The sequence below is a fragment of the Rhizobium sp. AC44/96 genome (genome assembly GCF_001692185.1).
GTDB lineage: Bacteria > Pseudomonadota > Alphaproteobacteria > Rhizobiales > Rhizobiaceae > Rhizobium.
Genome location: NZ_LXKO01000030.1, coordinates 60,548 through 87,275 on the forward strand (window position 1 = coordinate 60,548; position 26,728 = coordinate 87,275).

The window sequence follows — 26,728 nt, forward strand, 5'->3', positions numbered from 1 at the left end:
CCGCCGGCATCGTCTCACGCCGCCTGATTCTGCGGTATCAGTCTTAGCAAACTCTCGGAATTCCCAAAGCCCCCGGACTTGACCGCACAGCGGATGCTCACGCCATTCGATAGCGTCACACTGAACCACGGAATCCCCGCCTCGATCTCGCCCTTCGGAAGGAGGACACGAACTCCGAGCGCCTGGAAAACAGCAAGAGCCGTATCACCGCCGCCAACCATCAGCATTTCCGGATCAGTGGCTTCTATTGCAGATTTTACACCTTGCGCAAAGCGCTCCGCAACTGCCGCGGCATCGTCATTGATCTCTCCGGTGCAACGCAGCAGGACAGGCAGGTTCAATTCGCCGGTATATGCTAAGGCTCCCATCGGCGCATCTACGCTGGTGCGCAGAACCCCCGCAACCTCCAGCTTTGCCATCTGGGCAGCTGTAATCGGGTCGCGCGAGCCGAAGGCAAAGACCGTGTCGCTGGCTGGCTGGAACGGCAATCTGACCGCGCCGGGGCGCGTTATCGTGCGCGCGAGCGCGCTGCCAAGGCCACGGGCACCAACGGCAAGCGCCCCGGCCCAGTCGTGTTCGGCCACCAGACGATCGAGGTCTCCGTCACTCTCAGCATCTGCGACAAGAACAGTCTCGCGCCGACCGCGAAAGAGATCGCCGATGGCGAGTGGCTGATCGACGCCGCGGCCTACGACCTGACCATTTCGTGTGTAGCGCTCTTGGTCAGGAATAGCTGGCGCGACCACGATTTCGCGACGACCGAAAGCTGCGGCCAGAACCGAGCCTTCAGCTGCCACGTTACCTTTTAGCCGCGAATCGATCTTCTTCATGACGATATCGGGAGAGGCGGCAAGAAGCGCGTTGGCCGCGAGGCCCACTCTTCCTGCCGCTTCTTCCTCCGGGAGAGCCCGCGAAGCAGTGTTGACGACAACGACATCACACGCCGTCGCCAGTGCCTCGGATATGGCTTCGACATTGATCGCGACGGCCACCGATAGACCTGCGTCGACGAAGGGCGTACCCGTGTCGAGCGCGCCGGTCAAATCGTCAGCGATGATCGCGACCTTCAACGTCATGCAGCCTGTCCCGTGTTGACCGCGTGGCAGGCGACGAGGTGACCGGGCTTGGCTTCCTTCCACTCCGGCACGACCTTGCTGCACACATCCATCGCGATCGGGCAGCGCGAATGGAAGCGGCAGCCGCTCGGCGGATTGAGCGGGCTCGGCACGTCGCCCTGTAGGATCTGGCGCGTGCGGGTGCGCTCGAGTTCCGGATCGGTTTCCGGAACGGCCGACAGCAACGCCTTGGTGTAGGGGTGCAGCGGGTTTTCGAACAGCTCCTCGCGGGTCGCGAGCTCCGCCAGGCGGCCGAGATACATGACGCCGACGCGAGTGCTGATATGGCGCACGACGGCAAGGTCGTGGGCGATGAACAGGTAGGTCAGGCCGTATTTTTCCTGCAGGTCGAGCAGCAGGTTGATGATCTGCGCCTGGATCGAGACGTCGAGCGCCGAGATCGCCTCGTCGCAGACGATGAACTTCGGCTGGCAGGCAAGCGCGCGGGCAATGACGACGCGCTGGCGCTGGCCGCCGGAAAGCTCGTGCGGATAGCGCTGCGCGAAACGGGTCGGCAGGCCGACATCGGTCAGAAGTGCTGCGACGCGGTCCTTCAGCTCGGCCTTGGTGCAGAGCTTGTGGAAGAGGATCGGCTCGCCGACGGCCTCGCCGATCGTCATGCGCGGGTTGAGCGTCGAATAGGGATCCTGGAAGACGATCTGCAGGTCGCGGCGGAAGGGCCGCATCTGCTTTTCGTCCAGCGTCGCCAGATCCTGGCCCTTGTAGACGACCTTGCCTGAGGTCGCCTTGTAGAGGTTGAGGATGGTGAAGCCGGTCGTCGACTTGCCGCAGCCGGATTCACCGACGAGCGAGAGCGTCTCACCCTCCATGATGTCGAGATTGACGTTGTCGAGCGCATAGACTGTCGCCGAGCGTTCGCCGAAGGCGCCGAGCTTGACGTGGAAATGCTTGACGAGGTTTTCGACCTTGAGCAGCGGTTGGGCACCCATCACGCGGCCTCCTGCATTTTCTGGACGACGAAGCAGGCGGTGCGGTGGTTTCCGGCGCCTGAAATAGGCTCAAGTTTCGGCACGCGCTCGTGGCAGACGGCTTCCGCCAGCGGACAGCGCGGAGCAAAGGGGCAACCCTTAGGACGACGGCCGGGCTCCGGCGGCGTGCCGCCGATCGAGCTGAGGCGGCTTGCCGGCGCGTCCGACAGCTTCGGGATGGAGGCCAAGAGGCCGCGCGTATAGGGATGGCTCGGTCGCGCGTAGAGCTCGTCGACCGGTGCATCCTCGACCACGGTGCCGGCGTAAAGCACGGCGACGCGATCGACGAGACCGGCGATCAGCGCCAGGTCGTGGGTGATCCAGACGACGGACATGCCGAGCTTGGCGCGGAGGTCCTTCACCAGATCGACGATCTGCGCCTGGATGGTGACGTCGAGCGCCGTTGTCGGTTCATCGGCGATCAGGAGTTTCGGATTGCAGGCAAGGCCGATCGCGATCATCACGCGCTGGCGCATGCCACCGGAGAGTTCGTGCGGATACGCCTGCAGTCGCTCCTCCGGGCCTGGAATGCCGACGAGGCGAAGCAGTTCGACCGCGCGGGTGCGCGCCTCGGCCTTCTTCATGCCGCGGTGATAGATCAGCGGCTCGCAGATCTGGTCGCCGATGCGCATGACCGGGTTCAGCGAGGTCATCGGGTCCTGGAAGACGAAGCCGATATCGCCGCCGCGCACCTTGCGCAGCTCCTTGTTCGACATCTTCTGCAGGTCGTGGCCGTCGAAGCTCGCCGAGCCCTTGGTGACCTTGATCTTGTTCGGCAAAAGCCGCATCAGGCTCAGCATCGTCAGGCTTTTGCCGCAGCCGGATTCGCCGACGACGCCGAGCGTCTCGCCCTTGTTGACGTGGAGGTCGATACCATCGACCACGACCGCCGGGCCGTTCCTGCCGTCGATCTCGACGGTCAGGCCGCGGACATCGAGCAGTTTCTCATTGGATCGCGTCGTGTTCATTATTTGGAACCCCGCGGATTGAGTGCGTCGTTGAGGCCATCGCCGAGGAAGCTGAAGGCGACCGAGGCAAGGCCGAGGACGGCGGCCGGGGCGGCCAGCAGGTGCGGATAGTGCTGCCAGACACGCAGGCCGTCGGAGATCATGTTGCCCCAGCTGGGCGTGGGCGGATTGACGCCGACGCCGAGGAAGCTGAAGGCGCTCTCCAGAACCATGGCCGTTCCGAGACCGGCGCTAACCGAGACGATCAGCGGGCCAAGCGCATTCGGAATGACGTAGCGCTTCATGATGATCCAGTTCGACAGACCGAGCGCCTGGGCGGCGGTGATATAGGGACGGCTGCGGATCGACAGGACCTGGGCGCGCACGAGGCGCGCATAGGGCGGCCAGGAGATCAGCGCCATCGAGCCGAAGACCAGCATGAAATCGACCCATACGGTCTGGCGGTAGAAGGGATTGAGGGTCGCAAGATACTGCGCTTCCATCCACTTGGCGATCGGCGCCTTGAGCGAGGCATTGATGACGACGACGAGCAGCAGGTTCGGGACAGACATGGTCATGTCGGTCAGCCACATGATGACGCGATCGAACGGGTTGCCGAAGAAGCCGGCGATGGCGCCGAGCAGGGTGCCGATGAAGACCGCGATGACGGTGACGATGACAGCCACAAGGAAGGCCGTGCGTGTGCCAAAGACGACACGGCTGAAGACGTCGCGGCCAAGATCGTCTGTACCGAAGAGATGCGTAAGCGACGGAACGGCGTTGCGGGCCTGCAGATCCTGGCTCAGATAGTCATAGGGCGTCAGATAGGGGCCGAAGATCGCGGTGAAGGCCAGGATGAGCACGACTGCGAGACCGAAGACGGCGAGCTTGTTGCGCTTCAGGCGGTACCAGGCGTCGCGCCACAGGCTGACGGGGGCCTCTTCCTGTTGTGCGACGGGAGAGAGAGGGATAGCGGACATGGTCAGCGGCTCCTTCTTGCATCGTTGGCACGCGGATCAAGCAGCGGGTAGAGAACGTCGACCAGAAGGTTCGACATCATCACCAGGAAGGATCCGATAAGCGTGATCGCCAGAATGACGGGATAGTCCGAGTTGGTGAGCGCCTGCACGGTCAGGCGACCGAGGCCGGGGAGACCGAAGACGAGCTCGACGAAGATCGCGCCGTTGACGATGGTGATCATGATCAGACCGAGCTGGGTGACAACAGGCGTCAGCACCGGGCGCAGGATATGGCGCAGCGCCACCACCATCTCAGGCACGCCCTTGGCGCGGGCGGTACGGACAAAATCCTCCGACAGCACCTCGATGACGGCGGCGCGCGTCTGGCGCACGATTAGCGCGATCGGCTGGAAGGAGAGAACGATCAGCGGCAGCAGGATGCGCACGTCGAAGACGCCGCCCCAGCCATAGGGCACCTTGATCATCGGCATTAGCACGATCAGGCCAACCATCAGCAGTGGGCCGGCGACATAGGCCGGGATCGCCCAGAGGAAGAGCGCCGAGCCGAGGATGGTATAGTCGAGGCGGCTGTTCTGGTTCATCGCGGCGATCATGCCAAGCGGAATGGCAATGACCGTCGTGAGGATGATGGAACAGAGCGCCAGCTTGAAGGAAACAGGGGCGGCAGCCGAGACCATGGCCCAAACCGAGCGGCCTGATGTCAGCGAATTGCCGAACTGGCCGTGCAGGAGGTTCCAGATGTAGAGGCCGAACTGCTCGATGAAGGGCCTGTTCAGGCCGGCACTTTCGCGGATGGCTTCGATGCGCTGCGGGTTATAGGCGACGTCGCCGGGTGCGCGCAGAAAGATCAGCTTGATCGGATCGCCAGCGCCATAGAAAGCCAGCGCATAGACGGCCAGCATGACGATAAGGACTGACGGAATCCAGATGGCAAACCGGGTTAGCACGTAGCGTAACAAGGTCACCTCCCACCGGTTGGTAGACACGTTTCCGCGCTCACGCGGACATGCGATGTCTTCTTGAAACTTGCGCGAAGGCCTTGCGGTCTTCGCGCGGTTGCTAAAATGCCCGAAGGCTATCTACTTGTAGGTTTCGAACCGGCTCAGCCGATCGAAATGTCCCAGGGCGCCACGACCTGCCAGTCGAGGTTCTTCTCCATGCCCTTGACCTCCTTGGTGGCCCAGCGCGACATCGCCTGAGAGTACCACGGAATGAAGGCCCAATCTTCGCGGAACGCCTTCTGGGCGTCCTGTGCGAGCTTGATGCGATCAGGATCGTCGGCCGCTTTGGTCGCGGCTTCGGCGAGAGCGGCATCGACCTTGTCGTTCTTGTAACCACCAAGCTTGTTCTGCGCGTTCGACGAGGTCGAAGCGATGCAGCCGGCGAGATAGGAGACTGCGTCAGGCACGCGGGTGCCGACGTCGTCACGGAAGATCTGCACCGCGTTCTGGTCCGGGCCCGCATAGGAGTCCTGCTGCGGCTTCATATCTACGGCAGTGATGCCGAGGTTCTGACGCCACTGCTCGGCGATGAACTGCGCCGCGGCCTCGATGGCCGGAGCGGAAATACCGACGAAGAGGATCTTCGGCAGGCGCTCGGGACCGCCATAGGTAGATTCCGCGAGCAGCTTCTTGGCAGCAGCCGGATCGTACGGATAGGGCTCGAAGCCGGAATTGTCTGCACCCGGAACCGAATTCAGGATTTGATCGGCCTTCTTGTGCGGACCATCCGGATAGGACGCCTTGAAGAGACCGTCACGATCGATCGCCATGATCAGCGCCTGGCGAACCTTCGGATCATCCATCGGTGCGCGGGTGACGTTGAACCAGAAGTGCTGGCTGGTCGGGATCAGCGGGCCTGCGGAGAATTCGGGGCCGAGGTCCTGGATGATCGTCGAGGTGACGAGCTCGGTATGGGCGTTGAATTCGCCCGACTTGATAAGCGACGTCGCGGTGACGTTGTCTTCGATCGACGTAATTTCGATGCGCGCCAGCTTCGGCTTCGGGCCGAAAAAGTTCTCGTTCGGCTCGAATACCAGCTTGCCGGCGTCGATATCGATGCTGGTGAGCTTGAACGGGCCGGAATATACGGCGCTGCTGTCGGGCTTGTACCAATCCGCCACTTCCTCGCCATCGCTGCCGCGCGACTGCGCAGCCTTGGTAATCGGCGCGATGTGGTTGGCAAGACGCATGAAGAAGATCGGATCGGCTTCCGTCAGCGTGACGACGACGGTGCCTTCATCAGGCGTGGCGACGCCCGTCAGCTCGTTGCCGGAACCGGCACCGATTTCCTTGAAGCCCTGAACCTTGCTCAGCACCTGGTCGGCGCGCTGGCTCTTGGTGTTGGGCATGGAAGCGACTTCCCAGGAGCCCTTGACGTCAGCCGAGGTGATCTTGCTGCCGTCGGAGAAGACAGCCTTCGGGTCGATCTTGAAGGTCCAGACCTTATTGTCAGGCGATTCCCAGCTGGTGAAGACATAAGGCTTGATCTTGCCTTCGCTGTCGAAATACATCGGCGACGCCCACCAGATCGAGTTCCAGCGGAACGGAACACCGCCGCCGCGCAGCGGCGACCAATCCTGGTTGAACGCCGGGTTGGCGACTTTCAGCACCTGGCCGTCATCGGCGAGCACGATACGTGCATTCAGGCCAAAAACGGTGAGGCCAACGCCTGCGGCGAGGCCGAGCTTCAGCGCCTCACGGCGCGACATCTGCGCCTTCTGCGCAGTTTTCCCATCATTACGATCAGTCATCCTGTCCTCCCATGACAAAACCCAGACGCCCTCGTCTTCACTCCACACGAAGATGCGTCACGACATGGCCAAACATTCGCTCGTTAATGTAAATATGTCAATTAAAATTAGCAGATGTCTCCACAATCAAAATCGCTAAAATATTTTATTGTTGTTTTTCTTGTACTTACAGATTCGTCGCAAATTCATTTCCTATTGTCATATTGACAACACCGTTCGCGAAGATGAAGAAAACGCCATCCTGCGGGCCGAGTTCCCGCCCTTGCCGCCGATCGGGGCGGCGTTCATCCGAGGAGGACGACATGAACGCTCACAAGATTACAGGTGTATACAGCGCGGCCGCGACACCGCTGAACGCGGACGGAAGCCCGGATCTCGGCCTGTTTACCGAACACTGCCAGCGCCTGTTGGAAGAAGGATGCCACGGTGTTGCGCTTCTCGGAACGACGGGTGAAGCAAACTCGTTTTCTTCGAGCGAGCGTCGCAACATCCTCGAAGCCGCGCTGAAAGCAGGAATTCCCGCTGACAAGCTTCTACCCGGCACCGGTGTCGTCGCGATTCCCGAGACGGTGGAACTGACAAGGCACGCGCTCTCGCTCGGCGTAACCAAGGTCGTGATGCTCCCGCCGTTCTATTACAAGGGCGTTACGGACGACGGCCTCTTCACCGCTTATTCGCAGGTACTGAACACGGTCGCCGACAACCGGCTACAGGTCATCCTCTACCACATTCCGCAGGTTTCCGGCGTTCCGCTTTCCGTGCCGTTGATCGGTCGCCTGATTGAGGCCTTCCCTAAAACCGTTGTCGGCATCAAAGAATCTGCAGGCGATTTCAACAATATGCAGGCAATCATCGCCGCCTATCCGGGCTTCTCCGTACTTGCCGGCGCCGATCCTCTGCTGCTCCCGCTTCTCAAGGCCGGCGGCGCAGGCTGCATCACGGCGACGTCAAACCTGGTCGCCGACTCGCTGCGCGCCGTCTATGACAACGTCCACGACGAGGCACAAACCTCGGTCGTCGATGCCGCCCAGGCGCGGATCAACGCCTACCGCGCGCTGTCCAATTCCTACGTGCAGATCCCGACGATCAAGGCGATGGTCGGCCTGAAGACCGGCAATGCTGCATGGAAGCGGACGCGCGCACCATTGATGCCCCTCAGCGAGGCCGACTACGCCGCTCTTGCCGAAAATTACGCAAAGCTGCCGTAAGGAGCCTACCGATGACCTACACAGGCTTGCCGTCGGAAGCCGTTCCGGCATTGATGACTGGCGATATCACGCCCCATCCAAGCGAAAAGGGACGGGCCGAAGCCTATCTGCCCTCCCCCTGCATCCAGAACCACGCTGCCAACCTTGCCTTTTTGCCTGACGGAACGCTGACATGCGTCTGGTTCGGCGGAACCATGGAAGGCATGGGCGACATCTCCGTTTACATGTCGCGACTGGTCCCTGGCGGCTCTCGTTGGTCCGAACCCGAAAAGATGTCGGACGATCCTGCGAAATCCGAGCAAAATCCTTTGATTTTCAATGCTCCGGACGGAGCCACATGGCTGCTTTACACCTCGCAAACATCCGGCAACCAGGATGGATCAGTTGTTAAGGCGCGCATTTCGACAGACGGCGGCAAGACTTTCGGAGAACCGCAACTCTTGTGCGGCATCCCAGGGACATTCGTTCGCCAGCCCATCATCGTGAACAGCCGCTGGACCTGGCTCCTGCCCGTTTTCAGGTGCATTGGCCTTCCTGGGGAGCGATGGACGGGTGACGCCGATACCGCAGGCGTGCTGATTTCCCGGGATGCCGGCAAAAGCTGGGTAATGGCCGACGTCCCGGACAGCGTCGGCGCCGTTCACATGAATATTGTCCCGCTTGCAGATGGCAAGTTCGTCGCATTCTACCGGAACCGCTTCGCAGAACAGATCCTCTCGAGCCACTCCGATGACGAGGGCGAGACCTGGAGCGTGCCAGCGCCGATCGATCTGCCCAACAACAACTCGTCAATCCAAGCCACCCGCTTGAAAAATGGCGATATTGCAATGGTTTACAACCATTCCAACGCCATGTCATCCGATGCGCGCAGGCTGTCGCTCTATGATGAAATCGAAGGCGATGAACAGGAAGAATCCGCCGCATCGCAGCCTTCGGACCGACGCAAAGCGATATGGGGCGTGCCGCGCGCACCTCTCAGCCTCGCATTCTCGTCTGATGGTGGACGGAGCTTCCCGCGCCGGGTCGATCTCGACACTGGCGACGGCTATTGCCTCAGCAACAACTCCAAAGACGCCTTGAATCGGGAGTTTTCCTATCCTTCGATCACCGAAGGTTCGGATGGAGTGATCCATATTGCCTATACGTACTATAGGCGCGCGATCAAATACGTGAGGCTATCGCCTCCGGCTGTCTAGCGCGCAAGCGCACGCGCCCAAGTCAGATGCCCATTGAACAGGTGCGCCGTCAGCGACGGATTCTCGCACCTGTTTGACCGAACTTGTCCTGTTATTTAACAATTCCGTCACCCTGCGAGCTCCGACACACGGCACGGAGCGCAGACAAAATTACATGCCGATGTTATGCAGCATTATCACATTAAAACAATATGTTGATCGTGTTTTCAAACACTTCATCGGGAACCACAGATCGGAAAAGTGAAACAAATTCGACTGCGAAGCTTGCCAAGCAAGGCAGCTTTGTATAACAAATTTACATCTTAAGCGACACCTGTGAGTGCCGCAGCAGCGTCAGGGGAGGATTGATCCAATGGTCAGTTTGGATTCGCCTATCACAATCGTTCGGCCACACCATATCGAATTTGGCGTCGGCACCGCCAACCGCCTCGGAAAGTGGGCAAGCGAAAGAGGCTACAGCCGAATCCTCGTGATTTCCGATGCGTTCAACGCGACACGCGTCGATGCGCTCGCCCTGAATGGCGACATCACCGTCTTTTCCGAGGTCACGCCCGAGCCCGACATCGCCAATCTTGACAAGGTTCTTGCCGCGGCGAACGCAGCAGACGCCCAGCTGGTGGTCGGTTTTGGCGGCGGCAGCGCCATGGACCTGGCAAAGCTGGCTGCCGTTCTTGCCGGATCGGGCCAGACCCTGCATGAGGTTGTTGGGCCCAACAAGGTGCGCGGCCCACGCCGCGCCGCGCTCGCACAGGTGCCGACGACATCGGGAACCGGCAGCGAAGCCGGCATCCGTGCGCTGGTAACGGATCCGACGACAATGGCCAAGCTCGCCGTGGAGAGCATCCATATGCTTGCCGACATCGCGGTCATCGACCCGGCGTTGACATTTACCGTGCCCGCTCGCACCACGGCCGCAACAGGCGTGGATGCGATGGCGCATTGCGTCGAGGCCTTCACCAACCGCAAGGCCCACCCGATGATCGATCTCTACGCGATCGAGGGGACGCGGCTGGTCGGAAAGTATCTGGCGCGCGCCGTCAAGGACGGTTCGGACGCCGAAGCGCGCGCCGGGCTGTCGCTCGCGTCGCTCTATGGCGGCTTCTGCCTCGGCCCAGTCAACACCGCCGGCGGGCATGCGCTGGCCTATCCGCTCGGCACTCGTTGGCATGTCGCGCATGGAGCGGCAAATGCGCTGATCTTCCCGCATGTGCTTGCCTTCAACACGCCATCCGTGCCGGACAAGACCCGGGCGATCATGGAGGCACTCGGCCATCAGACGTCCGCAAACGTCGGCTCGGTCTTTGAAGCCGCCTACGCATTCTGCGCCGATCTCGGCATCGAGATGAAGCTGTCCGGCCTTGGTGTTCCGGAGAGCGACCTCGACGCGATGGCGGACGATGCTTTTGCGATCCGCCGTCTTCTCGATAACAATCCGCGCGATCTGTCGCGCGCCGATATTCGTTCGATCTATGAGGCCGCCTTCTAGGCGCGTTGCCACTCGAAAAGGAATGTGACTGATGGACAGGAATGCAAAAGTCGCCGTGACGCTGGGCGATCCCGCGGGTGTTGGTCCGGAAGTGATCGTCAAGGCGCTGGCCGCGCTGCCTGAACAGGAACGCGGTGATTTTGTCATCGTCGGCAATACCGAAGCACTCGAGCGCGCCAACCGGGCGGCGGAAACCGGCCTCTCCTTTACGCTAGCGAGCGCGCCCGCTGCCGGCAAGATCGCCGTTGACGAAGTGGAGCTTGGCGCGGCCCTTCCCGAGATCGGCAAGGTCAGCGCCGTCGCCGGCGACGCCTCCGTGCGCTACATCAGCCGCGCGGTCGATCTTGCACTCGCCGGCCAGGCCGACGTCATCGTCACGGCGCCGATCAACAAGGAGGCGATGAACCTCGCTGGCCACCATTTCGACGGTCATACCGGCCTGCTCGCGCATCTGACCGGTTCAAAAAGCTCGTTCATGCTGCTCGCGTCGGAACGTCTGAATACGATCCACGTCTCGACGCATATCTCGCTGAAAGGCGCGATCGAGCGTGCCAAGACGGAGCGCGTGCTGGCAACCATCGAAGCCGGACACAAGCACTTCATGCGCCTTGGCAAGAAAGCCCGCATCGCCGTCGCCGGCCTCAACCCGCACTGCGGCGAAAACGGCCTTTTCGGCACAGAGGACACCGAGTTTCTCGCGCCGGCGGTCGAGCTGGCACAGGCCAAGGGCATCGACGTCGTCGGCCCGATTTCGGCCGACACCGTTTTTGCGCGTGCCTACAACGGGGCGTTTGATCTCGTTATCGCGCAGTATCACGACCAGGGCCACATACCGATCAAGCTGGTGGCTTTCGAAACGGCCGTCAACGTCTCGCTAGGCTTGCCGATAGACCGCGTTTCGGTCGACCACGGAACCGCGTTCGACATCGCCGGCACCGGCAAGGCCAATCACGTGAACATGCTTTCGGCCATTGCCTATGCCCGACTGATGGCGCGGTCACCGCGTCAGCAGGCAGCCTGATAGCATGTAAGCGACCGTTTCGCGGCGGCTACGCTTACGGCGCCGCCCGATTCCGCATGCCGTGGGAGGAGATTGTAATGGACAGGACGGTTGTCATTCTCGGCGGAGATGTTGCTCCCGAAGGGCGGCTGCTTTTGGAAGCCGCCGGTGCGACCGTCTTGGCCACACCTGCCTATATCGACCGCAAGGCTGTGATCGAAATCCTGCAGACCCATAAGCCGGATGCGGTGATCGTACGACTGCTCGCCGACAGGCTGGGGCACGAGGAGATGATCGCAGGAGGCAAGCTTCGTCACATCGCCAAGCACGGCGTCGGCACCAACGATATCGACGTCAAGGCGGCGACCGAACTGGGCATCGGCGTTTCGATGACGACCGGTAGCAACGGACATTCCGTCGCCGAGCACGCGCTGGCCCTTATCATGGCGCTGGTCAAGGATCTCCCCAGGCAGGATGCACTGATCCGCGATGGGATCTGGGACAAGAACCAGTATCAAGGCCGGGAACTGCGCGGCCAGCATCTCGGCATCGTCGGCTTCGGTTTCATCGGCCAGACGCTTGCCGGAATGGTCACAGCGATCGGGATGACCGTTTCGGCCTTCGACCCGCACACGCCCGATAGTGCCTTTGGAGACACCTTCAGCCGCGACACTGATCTCGATGATCTTCTTGCCAAATCCGACATCGTCAGCCTGCATTGTCCGTTGACGCCGGAAACCCAAAACCTCATCGACGCGCGCCGCATCCGGCTCATGAAGCCCGGTGCGTTCCTGATCAACACCGCTCGAGGCGAAGTGGTCGATGAGAAGGCTCTCACGGCAGCGCTTGAGGACGGACATCTGGCCGGCGCAGGGCTCGACAGTTTCGCGGTGGAACCACCCGGCATTGCAAACCCGTTGTTCCAACTCTCGAACACGCTCGTAACCCCGCACGTGGCCGGCGTCACTCTCGACGCCAAGCGGGCCGTCTCGGTGATGTCTGCCGAGAACGTATTAGCCGTGCTCAATGGGAACACGCTCGCGCCGCGTTTCCTCGCCCGTTGACGACGGCGCAAAATCTAATGGAGATCTCCCATGGGTGATACGCCTGACATCCGCTACACACCCGAAGCGCTACGGGCGTTCACCCGCGACGTCTTTCTGGCCGCCGGCCTTGAAGACGCGAAGGCTACGGCCGTTGCCCACTATCTCGTCGAAGCGGACCTGCTGGGACATACGACGCATGGCCTGGCATTGGCCGGCTGGTATCTGCAGAGCATTGCCGATGGCGTCATGACACGGGCCGGTGAGCCGGAGATCGTGTCGGATCGCGGCCCCGCAATCGCATGGCGCGGACGCCGCCTCCCCGGTGCCTGGCTGACGTCGGAGGCGGTCAAATTGGCCTGCGAACGTGCCGCAACCTTTGGAACTGCGACGATCACCATTGCCGACAGCCACCATATCGGCTGCCTCGCGGCCTATCTCACCATTGCAACCGACCGTGGCTATATGGTCAGCATTGCCAGCTCCAGCCCCTCCGGCGCACAGGTTGCGCCTTATGGCGGGCGAAAGGGCGTCTATACGCCCAACCCCGTGGCCCACGGCATCCCGACGCCGGACGACCCGATTTTGATCGACATCAGCGCGTCGATCACAACGGTCAACATGGCGCAGCGCTTGGTGCGCGAGGGGCGACAGTATGAGTATGAATGGCTGCTCGACGAGCAGGGAAACCCCAGCCGTGATCCGCGGGTTATCGAACGAGGGGGAACCTTGCTACCGGCCGGTGGCCTAGACCACGGGCAGAAGGGCTATGGCATGGCGCTTCATGTCGAAGCCTTTACCCAAGGGCTGGCCGGCTATGGCCGCGTGGATGCCCCCAAGGGCACGAATGCGGCGGTAACGGTCCAGGTTTTTGATCCCGACGCCTTCGGCGGCCGCGATGCATTTCTGCGCCAGACAGGCTGGCTTGCGTCCGCCTGCCGCGAAAATCCTCCCCGCCCCGGTGTTCAGCGCGTCCGCCTGCCCGGCGAAAATGGCCTTACCCGCAAGCGTGCCGCGGCCAGCGATGGTGTTTCATTGGCTTCCGGCATCCTGTCGTCGCTCGTGGCGAAAGCGGAGGCGTTGGGTGTGATCCCACCCAGCCCGCTGTAATGCGGGCTGCACCACGCTATGGCCAATCGGCATAGCCGGATGACAGGACCTCATTGTGTGAGCCGGCCGCGGCTCGCGCCATCTGCCGGTATTTCTGCGGTGACAGACCCGTGCGCTTGGAAAAGAACTGACTGAAATAGGTCGCTTCGTGAAATCCCAACGCGTCGGAGATTTGCTGAATTGAGCGATCAGATCGCTCCAACCTTAGCTTCGCTTCCTGGATAAGCCGCTCGTGGAGAAGTTGTATGGGCGAGCGCTGCAGCTCACGCTGGCATATGGCGTGAAGGCGGTCCGGAGTCACGCCGAGTTCGCGTGCGTAGTCCCCGATCGGCTTGTGTTGCAGGAACCATCCTTCGACGAGCTGCCGGTATCGCTGGAGGACCGAACCACGCCGCCCCTTGTGGGCAAGCTCACCTTCGCCACCACCGTCAAACCGCCATACCGCCATCAAAATGAGCCGGAGGTAGGCGGATACGACCATCCAGGAGGCGCTTTGCGGATCGGCCAGCTCATTGGCGTAACCCGCGAACAACGGCGCCAAATCCTGGGAAAACTGCGGACCAAAATCGTTGATCAGCTTCAGCTGCTCAGTGAGAATTCTAAGCGAATAGGCCTCGACGCGGTCGCCAACGGCATCCGCCAGAAGGTGCGGTGACGCGCCGATCAGATAGCCATGACCGCCGGCGGCAATCCCGATCTCGTAACGGTCATGAAACGGCAGCGACACCAGCGACGGCCCCTTCATGAACCGCTCGTCAAAGTTCTCGGAACGGAGCGTCGCACTGCCCGCCGGCAGAAAGAAGAAGTGATGGAAATCGGCGTAGATGCCCTTCTGAAAATGAAGGGTCCGCTTCGACAAGGCGGAATCATGCCGTTCGCCGCGTGCGTGGTGATAAAGTCCGCTTTCCACACACCTCTCCCAGTATGCCGATGTATTCCCCGAATTATTATATGATTTAGCCAGAAAAGTATAATTCTTGGCTTGGCATTCGGCGTAGGATTTCTTCATCGGCCTTTGGGAGGAGGCATCCGGTATCGCTGGATGGGCAGCACGCTGCCCAGGAATATCGATTCACCTTCCATCGGCGCTGCGGGCTCGCCCCGCGTTTAAACGGGTGTCGCTGGTGTTTGTTACAAAACTCCTCATTCACGATCAGGAAACGGATGCATCCGATGCCTCGACGTTCGAGCGCATCAGCCCCGTCACGGGTGACCTCGTTACGATCGCTGCCGCGGCATCGCCCGCAGACATGGATCTAGCGGCGGATTCGGCCGCAGCAGCCTTCCCGGATTGGTCGGATACCCCACCCGGCGAGCGACGCGCGTTGCTCAACCGCGTCGCGGATCTGATTTCAGCGAGAACAACAGACCTGATCGCGGCAATGATCGAGGAAACTGGCGCGACCGAGATCTGGGCGAAGATGAACTGCGAACTGGCAGTTGACATTTTCCGCGACGCCGCCGCGATGACCACCCAGATAACCGGCGAAATCATCCCCTCTTCGATCTCCGGCAACATGTCGCTGGCCGTTCGCCAGCCGGCGGGCGTCTGCGTCGGCATAGCGCCGTGGAACGCACCGATCATCCTTGGTGCTCGCGCCATCGCGATGCCGCTTGCCTGCGGAAACACCGTCATATTGAAGGCGTCGGAACTGTGCCCGAAAACGCACTGCCTGCTCGGTGAAATCGTGCGCGCTGCAGGCTTCCCGCCAGGCGTGGTCAATGTTGTCACCAACGCTCCGAAGGATGCGGCGGCGGTCGTCGAGGCCCTGATTGCACACCCGGCGGTGCGGCGTATCAATTTCACCGGGTCAACGCGCGTCGGGCGTATCATTGCCGCTCTCGCCGCCAAGCACCTAAAGCGTTGCCTGTTGGAACTCGGCGGCAAGGCGCCGTTCATCGTGCTCGCGGATGCCGATATCGATGAGGCCGTGCGCGCCGCATCCTTTGGCGCCTTCATGAACCAGGGCCAGATCTGCATGTCCACCGAGCGGATCATCCTGCTCGACGAGATCGCCGACGAGTTCGTCGACAAGTTCAAGGCAAAGGCAACCCAGCTCGTCGCCCGGGATCGCCGGGAGGCGGTAAGCCCGCTGGGGGCGATCATCAGCCTTGAAGCCGCACGCCGTGTCACCACGCTCGTCGACGACGCGTTGCAGAAAGGCGCCAAATTGCTATGTGGCGGCCTCGCGCGCGGAGCATTCATGGACGCAACGATCCTCGATCACGTGACGCCCGCCATGCGTATCTATCGGGAAGAAAGCTTCGGGCCGCTGGCCGCCATCATTCGCGTGAGCAGCAATGACGAGGCCGTCACGATCGCCAATGACAACGAGTATGGACTGTCATCGGCGGTGTTCAGCCGCAACATCCAGGAAGCGTTGTCAGTCGCCAAGCGCATTGAATCCGGCATCTGCCACATCAACGAAGCCACTGTTTCCGACGAACCGCAGATGCCGTTCGGCGGAGTGAAAGCGAGCGGATACGGCCGCTTCGGCGGCAAGGCCGCCATCGACGAGTTTACGGAATTGCGTTGGATCACCGTCGCGACGGGCAGGCGCGACTATCCGATCTGACGCGAGAAGCACGAGTGGGGCGTGCCTGAACGTTACATGGGGCCAAAGTTTTAGGGCCAAATTCTGGGAGGAGTGAACCATGACGAAAGACCATAAGGAAACGAATTCGATGCCGTTCACACGGCGCGGCTTCATGGCCGCCACCGCAGCCGGCGGCATGACGCTTGCCATCGGCAGCAGATCGGCGCTGGCCCAGGCCGACGACACGATCAAGGTTGGCTTCATCAGCCCGCGCACCGGGCCGCTCGCCGGCTTCGGCCAGACCGACGGCTACGTGCTGGACCTCGCAAGGAAGGCACTGGCTGGCGGTCTGCAGGCCGGCGGCAAGACATGGAAGGTCGAAATCATCGACCAGGACACGCAATCGGATCCGTCCCGCGCCGGCCAGCTTGCCAAGGACCTGATCAACAATCGCGGCATCGACCTGATGCTCGCGGTCTCGACCCCCGAGACGATCAACCCGGTAGCCGACGCCTGTGAAGCCGCAGGCGTGCCCTGCCTTTCGACAGTGATGCCCTGGGAAGCTTGGTATTTCGGCCGCGGCGCAAAGCCCGGCGCCCCCTCGCCGTTCAAGTGGACCTATCACTTCGGCTTCGGCGTCGGCGAATTCCACAAGACCTATGTGTCGCAATGGAATCTGATCAAGACCAACAAGAAGGTCGGCGTCATGTATCCCAACGATGCAGACGGGAACGCCATCCGCGCCAATCTGGCGCCACTGCTGGCGAAGGACGGCTTCACCATCGTGGACCCGGGTCCCTATGAGAACGGCACCAGCGACTACTCCGCCCAGATCGCGCTGTTCAAGCGCGAGGGCGTCGAGATCTTCAGCAGCTTTCCGATTCCGCCCGACTTCGCAGCATTCTGGCGCCAGGCCGCCCAGCAGGGGCTAACTCGCAAGATCAAGATCTGCCAGGTCGCCAAGACTGGTCTCTTCCCGTCCGATATCGAGGCACTCGGCAAGCTCGGCGTGAACGTGAGCAGCGCCGCTTACTGGCACAAGGCGTTTCCTTACAAGTCGACCCTTACGGGCGTCTCCGGAACGGAGTTGGCCGATGGCTATGAGGCGACGAGCGGCAAGCAATGGACACAGCAGCTTGGCGCCAGCCTGTCACTGCTCGACGCGGGCTTCGACGCGCTCAAGGCCAGCACCGATGTGAAGAGCAAGGAAGCGGTGGCCAAGGCGCTCAGCACGCTGAAGACCACGACCATCGCCGGCAAGGTGGATTTCACCTCCGGACCGGTTGCAAACGTCTCGCCCGGACCGATCATCGGCACGCAGTGGGTAAAGGCGCCCGAAGGCTCGAAGTTCGCGCTCGACTATGTCGTCACCGAGAATGTCACTGATCCGAACGTTCCGGCCAGCGGCAAACTCATCCCCTACAACGGGTGAGCGGGCCAGTGCACCAGCAATTTCAAAAGGGGCCGAGAGGAGAGTTTCTCTCGGCCAAGGGCATCAGCAAGAGCTTCGGCGCGCTTGTCGTGATCGAAGATCTGGATTTCACCATGGGTGTCAACGACGCGGTCGGCATCGTCGGCCCCAACGGCGCCGGCAAAACGACACTTTTGAGCATACTGGCCGGTGCATTCGCGCCAACCAGCGGTGCCATCTCCTTCGCGGGCCACGACGTTACAGCGATCACGGCCGCCGACCGCTGCAAGGCCGGCTTGGTGCGCACGCACCAGGTTCCGAAGCCATTCAGCGGCATGACGGTCTTCGAAAACGTGTTTGTAGCCGCCGCTCATGGAGAACTTTCTCCTCGCGACGAAACCTACGACCGCGTCGTTGATTCTCTTTCTCTTTGTGGAATGCTTCAGGTCGCCAACCGCCAGGCAGACACGCTTGGTCTGCTCGACCGTAAGCGCCTCGAGCTTGCCCGGGCGCTGGCAACCAATCCGAAACTGATGCTTCTCGACGAAATCGGTGGCGGGCTCACCGACAGCGAAGCGAGCGAGCTTGTCGCAACGATCCAGGAACTTCGACGCCGAAACATCGGCATCGTCTGGATCGAGCACATTGTGCACATCCTTCTCCAGGTCGCCGACCGCCTCATCTGCATGGACGCCGGCCGCATTATCGCCGACGGCGACCCAAAGGCGGTGATGAGCGACGAGCAGGTGATGAAAGCCTATCTTGGGAGATCGCCCCTATGAGCATGCTCTCAATTCAGAACCTCGAAGTCCGCCATGGCTTGCTGAAGGCCGTGCGTGGTGTCAGCTTCGAGGTCGAAAAAGGCGACGTTCTCGCTCTCGTCGGCGCGAATGGGGCCGGCAAGACGACATTGTTGAGGTCGATCGCAGGCGCACATCTGCCCGCCTCCGGCAAAATCCTCCTTGAAGGCAAGGACCTCACGCACGTTCCCTCGCACAAGCGGATTGCGATGGGCGTCGCACTGGTACCGGAAGGTCGCCGGCTCTTTTCACAGATGACTGTCGAAGAAAACCTGCTGCTCGGCAGGACATCGGGCCGCAAGGGCGAATGGACTGTGGACCGGGTCTTCGACGCGTTCCCGAACCTCGTACCGCGTCGCCACGCAAAGACGGGCCATCTCTCCGGCGGAGAACAGCAGGCAACAGCGATTGGACGCGCGTTGATGAGCAATCCCGACGTCCTGCTTCTCGACGAGGTATCCCTCGGCCTGTCGCCGCTGGTTGTCGATCGCGTCTACGCCCAGCTGCAGAAGCTTCTGACATCCGGAACGACGATCATCCTGGTCGAGCAGGACCTTGGGCGGGCGATGAGCGTGGCGAGCCACGTCATCTGCATGTTGGAGGGCAAGATCGCGCTCGACAGCCCTGCCTCGGTGGCTTCACGCGAACAGATCACGCAAGCCTACTTCGGGCTGCACCGCAGCGACAGCGGGAGGGTGGCACAATGATGGACAGTCTTATTCAGGGCATTCTTCTGGGCGGCTATTACGCCGTGATCGCCTGCGGCCTCTCCTTCATGTTCTCGGTGATGCGGATCATCAATCTGGCTCATGGCAGCCTGGCGGTCGCTGCCGCCTATGGTCTCTGGCTGCTCGCCGACAAATTTGGCGTCTCGCCAATTGCCGGGCTGGCGGTCGTGTTGCCGATCATGGCCGCCATCGGATGGGCCCTGCAGCGCTTCATTCTTGAGCGCAGTGCACGTGGAAGCGCACTTCTTCCGATCCTGACGACGTTCGGGCTGTCGATCATCATCGACAACCTGCTCTTCCAGCACTTTGGTGCCGACACGCGATCGCTGGCACCTTTCCTCGGCGATCTCTCCTATGATTCCTGGGAGCTGCCCGGTGAAATCTATGTCGGCAAACTTTCGGTGATCATGATGGTGGCGGCTGTCGCCATTCTCGGTGGTCTCCAGCTGTTCCTCAGCCGTTTCGCGTTGGGCAGGGCCATTCGAGCCACGGCCGAGGACCCGGACACGGCCGGTCTCGTCGGCATCGATGCGCGCAAGATCAACGCCGTTGCCACCGCCATCGCCATGGTGACGGTCGGCATTGCGGGGGCCTTCCTCGCCATGCGGGCGACGTTCGACCCCTACTCGGGCGGCCCTCAACTGCTCTTCGCTTTCGAAGCGGCAGTCATCGGAGGCGCTGGTTCACTTTGGGGTACACTGGCTGGCGGCATCGTCCTCGGCCTCGCGCAATCGCTCGGTGCCCAGCTTCATCCGCAAGGTTTCCTGATTGGCGGCCACCTTGTATTCCTGCTGGTACTCTTTGCCCGGCTGTTCCCGCTGCGCGGCGCCCTTGTCGGTAAGACCCGCACGACCGTCCGGAGCCCCGCATGACCTATGTTCCGAAAGACTTTTCCGTCGAACGCTGGACCCGATCCTCGCGCCTTGCCGTGCTCGGCGGCGTTCTCCTTCTTGCATTGTTTGCGACTGCGCCGGTGTGGATGGGCGCTGGCGCCGTCGATCGCATGACGGCCTTGTTCATCTACGTGATCCTTGCTGCCATGTGGAACGCTCTGGCGGGCTATGGCGGCCTCGTCTCTGTCGGCCAGCAGGTGTTCTTTGGGCTTGGCGCGTACTTTACGGTGCGGCTTGCGGATGCCGGCCTCAATCCTTTCGTCTCGCTCGTCGTCGCAGCATTCATCACCGCTCTTCTGTCGATCCCGCTGTCGTTTTTCATGCTGCGCCTGAAGGGCGGCGAGTTTGCAATCGGCATGTGGGTGGTGACGGAGATCGTTCACCTGCTTGTCAATCTCGACCAGCTCATCCAGGGCGAGACCGGGACCTCGCTGATTTCGCTCAACGTCTACGATAGCCAGACGCGACGCGCGACGATCTACTGGATGGCGCTCGTGGCGATGGCCGGTCTCCTCGGCCTGCTATTCGCGGTATTGCGAAGCCGGGCGGGAGCGGCCATCCAGGCCATCCGAGACAACGAGGATGCGGCCATGTCGGTTGGCGTCAAGGTCATGGCGACGAAACGTCTGCTCTTCGTTCTTGCTGCGTTCGGTGTTGCGGTCGCCGGCGGCCTCTGGCTTGCAACGGCGACGACGTTCCAGCCCAAGACTTACTTCAGCATCCAGTGGACGGCCTACATGATCTTCATGGTCCTGGTCGGTGGCATCGGCAAGTTCGAAGGAGCGATCCTCGGTGCGGTGCTGTTCTTCGTCATCGAGACCTATTTCGGCAATCTCGGTGTCTGGTACCTGATCGGCCTCGGCGCGACGGCAGTGCTGTTTTCGCTCTACCTACCCTCGGGTCTTTGGGGCGCAATCGAACAACGGTCCGATGTCCGGCTACTGCCTGTCGGCTACCGGCTCAAACTACCCGCCAACCTCGTCAAACAAGAAGATCGATAGGCTCGCGAACCGCGGACTATCGGGAAAGGTGAAGTCAATGCTTTTTGGGAAGACAATTCTGATCACTGGCGTCGCGTCGGGGATCGGGGCAAGGACCGCCGAGCTCGCAGCCCAACTCGGCGCGGAAGTCATCGGCGTGGACGTGCGCGCGCCCTCGCAACACCTGGCGTCATTCATCCAAGGTGACATTTCCTCGGCTGACGGTGTCGCCGAGATCGCGCGCCGCCTGCCGAAGCGGCTTGACGCGCTTGCGAACGTAGCGGGTCTTTCCGGCAATACCGGCATAGCACAAACCCTTGCCGTGAATTTCTTCGGGCTCAGAGCGCTGTCCGAGGCCGTCGCACCGCGTCTGCGTGAAGGCGGCGCGATCATCAACGTCGCCTCGATCGCAGGATATGGCTGGCGAGCGAACCTCGATAGGGCAAAGCGCCTGACCTCAGTGGAGGGCTTTCCCGATGTCGAGAAGCTCGCCGCCGAGCATGGTCTCAAGAATGAAGAGGGTTATCCGCTGTCGAAGGAGCTTCTGTTGCTCTGGACAATGCGCGCTGCTCACCAGCCCCTGTTCAAGGATCGTGGCATCCGGGTCAACGCGGTCAGCCCCGGGCCGGTCGAGACTCCTATTCTGCAGCAATTCCGCACCGTTCTCGGCGATGCCCGTGTCGACAGCGACATCACGCGCGTCGGCCGCGCGGGAACGGCTGCCGACATCGCACCGGCCATCCTCTTTCTGTGCTCGGACGGAGCCCGCTGGATAAACGGCGCCAACCTTGCCACAGACGGCGGCCTCGAAGCCTCCATCAACGCCGAAGTTCTCGGCTTCTAACATCTTCGCATCAGGAGACCTGACATGGACATTGCCCTTCTCATCGACGGCGAGGACCGCCCGTCATCGACCGGCCGGACCTATGATCGCATCGATCCCTTCACCGAAAAGGTCGCCAGCCGTGCGCCCGCTGCTAGCCTTGACGACGTTGCAGCGGCAATCGATGCCGCCTCCTCCGCCTTTCCCGCCTGGTCGAAAACCGGTCCTGGGCATCGCCGCGCCATTCTGCTCAAGGCGGCAGACATCATAGATTCGAAGGCGGCGGAATTCACGCGCCTGATGATAGAGGAGACCGGTGCAACCGCACCCTGGGCAGGCTTCAATGTCATGCTCGCAGCCAACATCCTGCGCGAGGCCGGTTCGATGACCACCCAGATTTCGGGTGAGGTCATTCCCTCTGAAAAGCCGGGGACACTGGCAATGGGTGTGCGCCAGGCGGCTGGCGTCTGCCTGGCGATTGCCCCATGGAACGCGCCCGTTATTCTCGCCACCCGCGCGATCGCAATGCCGATAGCCTGCGGTAACACCGTCATTTTGAAAGCCTCGGAACAGTGCCCGGGCACGCACCGGCTGATTGCTACTGCGCTGGTGGAGGCCGGTCTGCCGGCCGGTGTCATCAATGTCATCACCAATGCACCGGAAGATGCATCGGCCGTCGTTGCCGCATTGATCGCAGCACCTGCCGTTCGTCGTGTGAACTTCACGGGCTCGACCAAGGTCGGCAAGATCATTGGCGAACTGTGCGGCCGGCACCTGAAGCCGGCATTGCTGGAACTGGGCGGCAAAGCACCGCTTGTCATCCTTGATGACGCAGATATCGACGGCGCCGTCAACGCGGCGATCTTCGGCGCCTTCATGCACCAGGGCCAGATCTGCATGTCCACCGAACGCATCATCGTCCATCATGCGATCGCCGACGTTTTCGTGGAGAAGCTCGCCGCCCGGGCACAGCAACTGCCGGCGGGCGATCCTCGCGGGCATGTCGTGCTGGGATCGCTGATCAGCCTCGAGGCCGCAAAGAAGATGGATGACCTGATCGCCGATGCGCTGGCAAAGGGCGCCAAGCTTGTCGCCGGCGGAAAACGCACCGGGACTGTCGTGGAGGCAACCCTCCTCGATCACGTCACTGCGGACATGCGCGTGTATGGCGAAGAATCCTTTGGTCCGGTCAAGCCGATCATTCGTGTTGCCGATGAGGACGAAGCGATCCGCATTGCCAACGATACCGAATACGGCTTGTCCGCGGCGGTGTTCAGTCGTGACGTTCAGCGCGCAATGGCGGTCGCGGCCCAGATAGAATCCGGCATCTGCCACATCAACGGCCCGACGCTGAACGACGAAGCACAGATGCCGTTTGGCGGCGTCAAGGGCAGCGGCTATGGCCGGTCCGGCGGCAAGGCCGCCGTCGCGGAGTTCACCGATCTCCGCTGGATCACGATCGAAGACCCGGGCCAACACTACCCATTTTGAGCCTAGACGCCGCCAACCCTTGCCAATGCGAAGAGATCCGGGCACGAGATGCCCGGATCTCCGTTTATGCCTCCGCCATAAAAAACCGCTTGGGTTTTCACCTCGGAATCATTTATAGAACTATTCGGTTCCGTAATGATTACGGGTGAGTCGTCGTTGGGGCTTTTGTCTCGTCCCCAAGCACACTCTCGGCTGAATTGGGGTCGCCGACCGATATCGGGGCATGCGGAAAGTCATACTGTTGATCTGCACGACGTCGCCTTGGCGGCGAACGGTCGCACTTTGCCGTTTGACTCCTGCGCATAGGGGCAGTGTTTATGGTTTCCACGTATCTCAGTTATCTGACGATTACCAACAATCTCGGCAAAACCCTCTCGAGGACCGCATCGCAAGGATCGGTCGCGACCGAAACGGCGTACTATAAAGAGAACATCGGCAAGGTTACGAGCGTCGATGACTTCATGAGCGACTACCGCCTCTATTCCTATGCCATGAAGGCATACGGCCTGGAGGACATGACATACGCAAAGGCCTTCATGAAGAAGGTACTTGAAAGCGACCTCAGCGACTCATCAAGCTTCGCCAACTCATTGAGCGACAATCGTTACACGGACTTCGCCGCCGCCTTCAAGTTCGTTGGCGAGGATGCGGCCGCTCAAACGAGCAGCCAGGAAAGCACGCTTCTCGACAATTACCAGAGCTCCTTCGACGATGAGACCGCCGATATCACCACGGAAACGGACTATTACGACGGCGCGATCAACAACATCACATCAGTCGACAGCCTGCTCGGCAGCTCACGCCTGCGAAACTATGTCCTGAATGCTTTCGGCTTGAGCACCGACTACACGTCCACCAGTTTCCTGCGCAATGTCCTGACCAGCGACGTCGATGATCCCGATAGTTTCGTCAATCAGCTTGACGACGACGTCTACCTCAACCTTGCCAAGGCGTTCAATTTCAACACCGACGGCAGTGTCAGCGACCCGCTGCAGACCGACGACCAGAAGGCCTATGTCGAGAGCGCCTACACCATTTCACAATCGACCTTCGCCTCGTCTCAGGTCGAAGATGCCTATTCGGCCTACTTCTCGGCAACCATCGGCAACATAACGACGGTCGACCAGTTGATGGCGGATGACAAGCTCGTTGCCTATATCCGGTCGGCCTATGGCCTCAGCGATTCAGAGCCCGACAACTACATCTCCGCCTCCTTGAAAAGCTCGACGCTCGCAACCGCGATCGGCTATGGCGATCTTCACGACGCGTTCAACTTCGAGTCCGACGGCACGCTGGCAGATGGCGTCTCGGCGCAGACTAGCGACCAGACCACGGCAACGACCGAGGCATTCTCCACGAACTACTCGTCGGCCAGCGTCGACACCTGGATCGAAGACTCGGTCGCGAACTACAAGACCCGCCTCGCGGATGTGACGAGCATCGACGACTTCCTGAAGTCGAATGCCGACGACGATGACGACAGCAACGATGACGACGCCGAATTGTGGCAGATGGCTCTGCGCTCGTTTGGCATCGGATCGGACGAGGTCACGAAGAGCGAATTCCGAAAGATACTGGAAAGCGACCCGGACGACCCGGACAGCTACGTCAACAAGCTCAATGACAGCAGGTTCACGTCGCTGCGCGCCGCCTTCAGCTTCGATGCCGACGGCAATACCACTGTGCCTCTTCAGGCAATGTCGCAGTCGGTCGTCGACGACTTCGTTGCCGACTACAAGGAAAACAAGATCAGGTATCTGACGGGCACTGAAAAGACCGATGCATCCAGCGCCGCAGATACCGAAATGACCTATTTCAATACGCAGATGGGTACGATCAGCAGCGTCTCCGAACTGCTGGCCGACGACCGCCTGGTCAATCTGATGCTTGAAGCCAAAGGCATCGATCCCGACGACGTCACCTCAAGCGAGCTGAAGAAGATGTTTGAGTCGGACCCCGACGATCCGGACAGCTACGTCAATCAGCAGTCTGACACCCGCTTCGCATCGATCGTTGCTTCCTTCAACTTCGATACGGACGGCAATCTGTCGGCAGACCCCGTCGGCACCGTCCAGCAACGCGGCGATGTAATCGATACGGTCAACAATTACGTCCGCCAGACGCTGGAGAGCAACGAGGGCGACAGCAACACGGGCGTACGCTTGGCGCTCTACTTCGAGCGCATGGCGCCGACGATCTCGAGCGCCTACGACATTCTGGGCGACAGCGCGCTGTTCGAATTCTTCACGACGACGTTCAATCTCTCAAGCTACGTGTCGAACATGGATGTCGACAAGCAGGCCGAGATGGTCACGAACTTCATCGATCTGGAGGATCTCGGCGACCCGGACAAGGTCGAAAACCTGATCCAGCGCTTTACGGCGATGTACGACGTTGCGAACGGAACCACCGATTCCAGCGCCCTCAGCATTCTCAGCGGCTCGACCTCGATCAGTGCAGATACCCTGCTCGCCGTCGCGCAGTTGAAGAGCGGCTAGGAGAGCGCAGCGATGAGTGGCTGGATCAGTTCGTTGACGGTACCGGAAGAAGATCTGGAGCAGGCTTTGAAGCTTGCGGCCGATCTGGTGGATCTTCTGCCGTTTTCTGGAGTCAAACTCTGTGAGGAGCAGAAGCGCGCTTGGCCGCGCAGCGGCGTCTATGGCCCCGCCGGCGACGAAATCACCGGAATCCCTCCTGAGGTCGAGTTGCTGTGCGAGGCGATCGCCACCTGCCTCCTGGCCGACGCTTCCATTGATATGTCCGAACTATCCGCGAAGGTCGCCCCGTTTCTGCGCGACACCATCCCCTCTTCACGGATTCACTGAAGCTATCGTGCCCGCACGCTTAATCCTGCGAGTATTTGGAATTGAGATTGGAGGGCGGCCGCTTGTACTTGCGCGCGAAGAATTTCACGAAAACGAGATAAAACAGGCAGTTGGCAAGAATATAGCCGCCTTCAAGTGCGCCCGCGTAAAGCGCGGACCACACGAAGACCTCGATACCCGATTTTGCCGAGCCGATACTCGCCAACGCGTATCCGGCAATCACGATTACGACCACGAGTGTAAAATGCAAAATCGGCAATCGGACGGCGCACACGGCGCCGACTAAAAACAGAACTAAAAGACTCCACGGCATTAAACTTCGGCTCCCAGCGGATCGTCTGGAATCAACACCCCAACCTTATCGCCTATTTCCACGCCCGAACAAGGTGGTCATATTTCGACCTCCCTTTTCAC

General features: G+C 61.0%; 24 protein-coding genes. 16 read left to right on the forward strand and 8 right to left on the reverse strand.

The window, feature by feature from the left end:
• Positions 1 to 14 precede the first annotated feature (14 nt).
• From A6U87_RS20105 to A6U87_RS20130, 6 genes are all read right to left on the reverse strand, one after another.
• Positions 15 to 1,076, reverse strand: coding sequence for a four-carbon acid sugar kinase family protein (locus tag A6U87_RS20105; protein ID WP_065693078.1), 1,062 nt, complete (start codon positions 1,074 to 1,076; stop codon positions 15 to 17).
• Complete coding sequence (locus A6U87_RS20110; RefSeq protein ID WP_018901281.1) at positions 1,073 to 2,065, reverse strand: ABC transporter ATP-binding protein; 993 nt, start codon at positions 2,063 to 2,065, stop codon at positions 1,073 to 1,075. Before A6U87_RS20110 ends, A6U87_RS20105 begins: the two co-directional genes overlap by 4 nt.
• On the reverse strand, positions 2,065 to 3,072 hold the full coding sequence (locus A6U87_RS20115) for an ABC transporter ATP-binding protein (protein WP_018901280.1): 1,008 nt from the start codon (positions 3,070 to 3,072) through the stop codon (positions 2,065 to 2,067). The genes A6U87_RS20110 and A6U87_RS20115 overlap by 1 nt, the downstream gene beginning before the upstream one ends.
• Positions 3,072 to 4,031, reverse strand: a complete 960-nt coding sequence (locus A6U87_RS20120) for an ABC transporter permease (protein WP_037181816.1) — start codon at positions 4,029 to 4,031, stop codon at positions 3,072 to 3,074. Before A6U87_RS20120 ends, A6U87_RS20115 begins: the two co-directional genes overlap by 1 nt.
• Positions 4,032 to 4,033: 2 nt before the next feature.
• Positions 4,034 to 4,990, reverse strand: coding sequence for an ABC transporter permease (locus tag A6U87_RS20125; RefSeq protein ID WP_026283501.1), 957 nt, complete (start codon positions 4,988 to 4,990; stop codon positions 4,034 to 4,036).
• Between the two features lie 143 nt (positions 4,991 to 5,133).
• The gene (locus A6U87_RS20130) at positions 5,134 to 6,783 is read right to left on the reverse strand and encodes an ABC transporter substrate-binding protein (RefSeq protein ID WP_065693079.1); all 1,650 of its coding nucleotides are present in this window, start codon (positions 6,781 to 6,783) and stop codon (positions 5,134 to 5,136) included.
• Between the two features lie 302 nt (positions 6,784 to 7,085).
• Between A6U87_RS20130 and A6U87_RS20135 the strand changes: the two genes are divergently transcribed.
• The 6 genes from A6U87_RS20135 to A6U87_RS20160 all read left to right on the forward strand — a co-directional run bounded on the left by A6U87_RS20135 (position 7,086) and on the right by A6U87_RS20160 (position 13,826).
• Positions 7,086 to 7,991: a dihydrodipicolinate synthase family protein gene (locus tag A6U87_RS20135; RefSeq protein ID WP_065693080.1), complete on the forward strand. Its 906-nt coding sequence runs from the start codon at positions 7,086 to 7,088 to the stop codon at positions 7,989 to 7,991.
• A gap of 11 nt (positions 7,992 to 8,002) precedes the next feature.
• The gene (locus A6U87_RS20140) at positions 8,003 to 9,187 is read left to right on the forward strand and encodes an exo-alpha-sialidase (protein WP_065693081.1); all 1,185 of its coding nucleotides are present in this window, start codon (positions 8,003 to 8,005) and stop codon (positions 9,185 to 9,187) included.
• Positions 9,188 to 9,539: 352 nt separating this feature from the next.
• A complete protein-coding gene (locus A6U87_RS20145) occupies positions 9,540 to 10,673 on the forward strand; it encodes an iron-containing alcohol dehydrogenase (protein ID WP_065693082.1) in 1,134 nt (377 codons plus the stop codon).
• Between the two features lie 31 nt (positions 10,674 to 10,704).
• Positions 10,705 to 11,694, forward strand: coding sequence for a 4-hydroxythreonine-4-phosphate dehydrogenase PdxA (pdxA, locus tag A6U87_RS20150; protein WP_065693083.1), 990 nt, complete (start codon positions 10,705 to 10,707; stop codon positions 11,692 to 11,694).
• A 77-nt stretch (positions 11,695 to 11,771) separates the two neighbouring features.
• Positions 11,772 to 12,737 carry a hydroxyacid dehydrogenase gene (locus A6U87_RS20155; RefSeq protein WP_065693084.1) on the forward strand — a complete coding sequence of 322 codons (966 nt, stop codon included), beginning with the start codon at positions 11,772 to 11,774 and terminating at the stop codon, positions 12,735 to 12,737.
• 30 nt (positions 12,738 to 12,767) lie between these two features.
• Complete coding sequence (locus A6U87_RS20160) at positions 12,768 to 13,826, forward strand: Ldh family oxidoreductase (protein ID WP_065693085.1); 1,059 nt, start codon at positions 12,768 to 12,770, stop codon at positions 13,824 to 13,826.
• Between the two features lie 16 nt (positions 13,827 to 13,842).
• On the opposite strand, the gene A6U87_RS20165 is transcribed toward A6U87_RS20160, so the two are convergent.
• On the reverse strand, positions 13,843 to 14,736 hold the full coding sequence (locus A6U87_RS20165) for a response regulator transcription factor (protein WP_065693086.1): 894 nt from the start codon (positions 14,734 to 14,736) through the stop codon (positions 13,843 to 13,845).
• Positions 14,737 to 14,950: 214 nt separating this feature from the next.
• Between A6U87_RS20165 and A6U87_RS20170 the strand changes: the two genes are divergently transcribed.
• The 10 genes from A6U87_RS20170 to A6U87_RS20215 all read left to right on the forward strand — a co-directional run bounded on the left by A6U87_RS20170 (position 14,951) and on the right by A6U87_RS20215 (position 26,314).
• Entirely contained in the window at positions 14,951 to 16,402 is a 1,452-nt protein-coding gene (locus A6U87_RS20170) for an aldehyde dehydrogenase (RefSeq protein WP_083199632.1), read from the forward strand.
• A gap of 79 nt (positions 16,403 to 16,481) precedes the next feature.
• Complete coding sequence (locus tag A6U87_RS20175; RefSeq protein ID WP_065693088.1) at positions 16,482 to 17,795, forward strand: ABC transporter substrate-binding protein; 1,314 nt, start codon at positions 16,482 to 16,484, stop codon at positions 17,793 to 17,795.
• Between the two features lie 8 nt (positions 17,796 to 17,803).
• Positions 17,804 to 18,556 (forward strand): ABC transporter ATP-binding protein, encoded by a 753-nt coding sequence (locus tag A6U87_RS20180; RefSeq protein WP_065693089.1) that lies wholly within the window; start codon positions 17,804 to 17,806, stop codon positions 18,554 to 18,556.
• On the forward strand, positions 18,553 to 19,281 hold the full coding sequence (locus A6U87_RS20185; protein ID WP_065693090.1) for an ABC transporter ATP-binding protein: 729 nt from the start codon (positions 18,553 to 18,555) through the stop codon (positions 19,279 to 19,281). The genes A6U87_RS20180 and A6U87_RS20185 overlap by 4 nt, the downstream gene beginning before the upstream one ends.
• A complete protein-coding gene (locus A6U87_RS20190; RefSeq protein ID WP_065693091.1) occupies positions 19,278 to 20,174 on the forward strand; it encodes a branched-chain amino acid ABC transporter permease in 897 nt (298 codons plus the stop codon). The genes A6U87_RS20185 and A6U87_RS20190 overlap by 4 nt, the downstream gene beginning before the upstream one ends.
• On the forward strand, positions 20,171 to 21,196 hold the full coding sequence (locus A6U87_RS20195) for a branched-chain amino acid ABC transporter permease (RefSeq protein ID WP_065693092.1): 1,026 nt from the start codon (positions 20,171 to 20,173) through the stop codon (positions 21,194 to 21,196). The genes A6U87_RS20190 and A6U87_RS20195 overlap by 4 nt, the downstream gene beginning before the upstream one ends.
• 37 nt (positions 21,197 to 21,233) lie before the next feature.
• The gene (locus A6U87_RS20200) at positions 21,234 to 22,019 is read left to right on the forward strand and encodes a coniferyl-alcohol dehydrogenase (RefSeq protein WP_065693093.1); all 786 of its coding nucleotides are present in this window, start codon (positions 21,234 to 21,236) and stop codon (positions 22,017 to 22,019) included.
• A gap of 24 nt (positions 22,020 to 22,043) precedes the next feature.
• Positions 22,044 to 23,489, forward strand: coding sequence for an aldehyde dehydrogenase (locus tag A6U87_RS20205; RefSeq protein ID WP_065693094.1), 1,446 nt, complete (start codon positions 22,044 to 22,046; stop codon positions 23,487 to 23,489).
• Between the two features lie 317 nt (positions 23,490 to 23,806).
• Positions 23,807 to 25,987 carry a DUF1217 domain-containing protein gene (locus tag A6U87_RS20210; RefSeq protein WP_065693095.1) on the forward strand — a complete coding sequence of 727 codons (2,181 nt, stop codon included), beginning with the start codon at positions 23,807 to 23,809 and terminating at the stop codon, positions 25,985 to 25,987.
• A 12-nt stretch (positions 25,988 to 25,999) separates the two neighbouring features.
• Positions 26,000 to 26,314 carry a hypothetical protein gene (locus A6U87_RS20215; RefSeq protein WP_065693096.1) on the forward strand — a complete coding sequence of 105 codons (315 nt, stop codon included), beginning with the start codon at positions 26,000 to 26,002 and terminating at the stop codon, positions 26,312 to 26,314.
• Positions 26,315 to 26,333: 19 nt separating this feature from the next.
• Here the strand turns inward: A6U87_RS20215 and A6U87_RS29380 are convergent, their stop codons facing one another.
• Positions 26,334 to 26,519, reverse strand: coding sequence for a hypothetical protein (locus tag A6U87_RS29380; protein ID WP_083199604.1), 186 nt, complete (start codon positions 26,517 to 26,519; stop codon positions 26,334 to 26,336).
• Positions 26,520 to 26,728 lie beyond the last annotated feature (209 nt).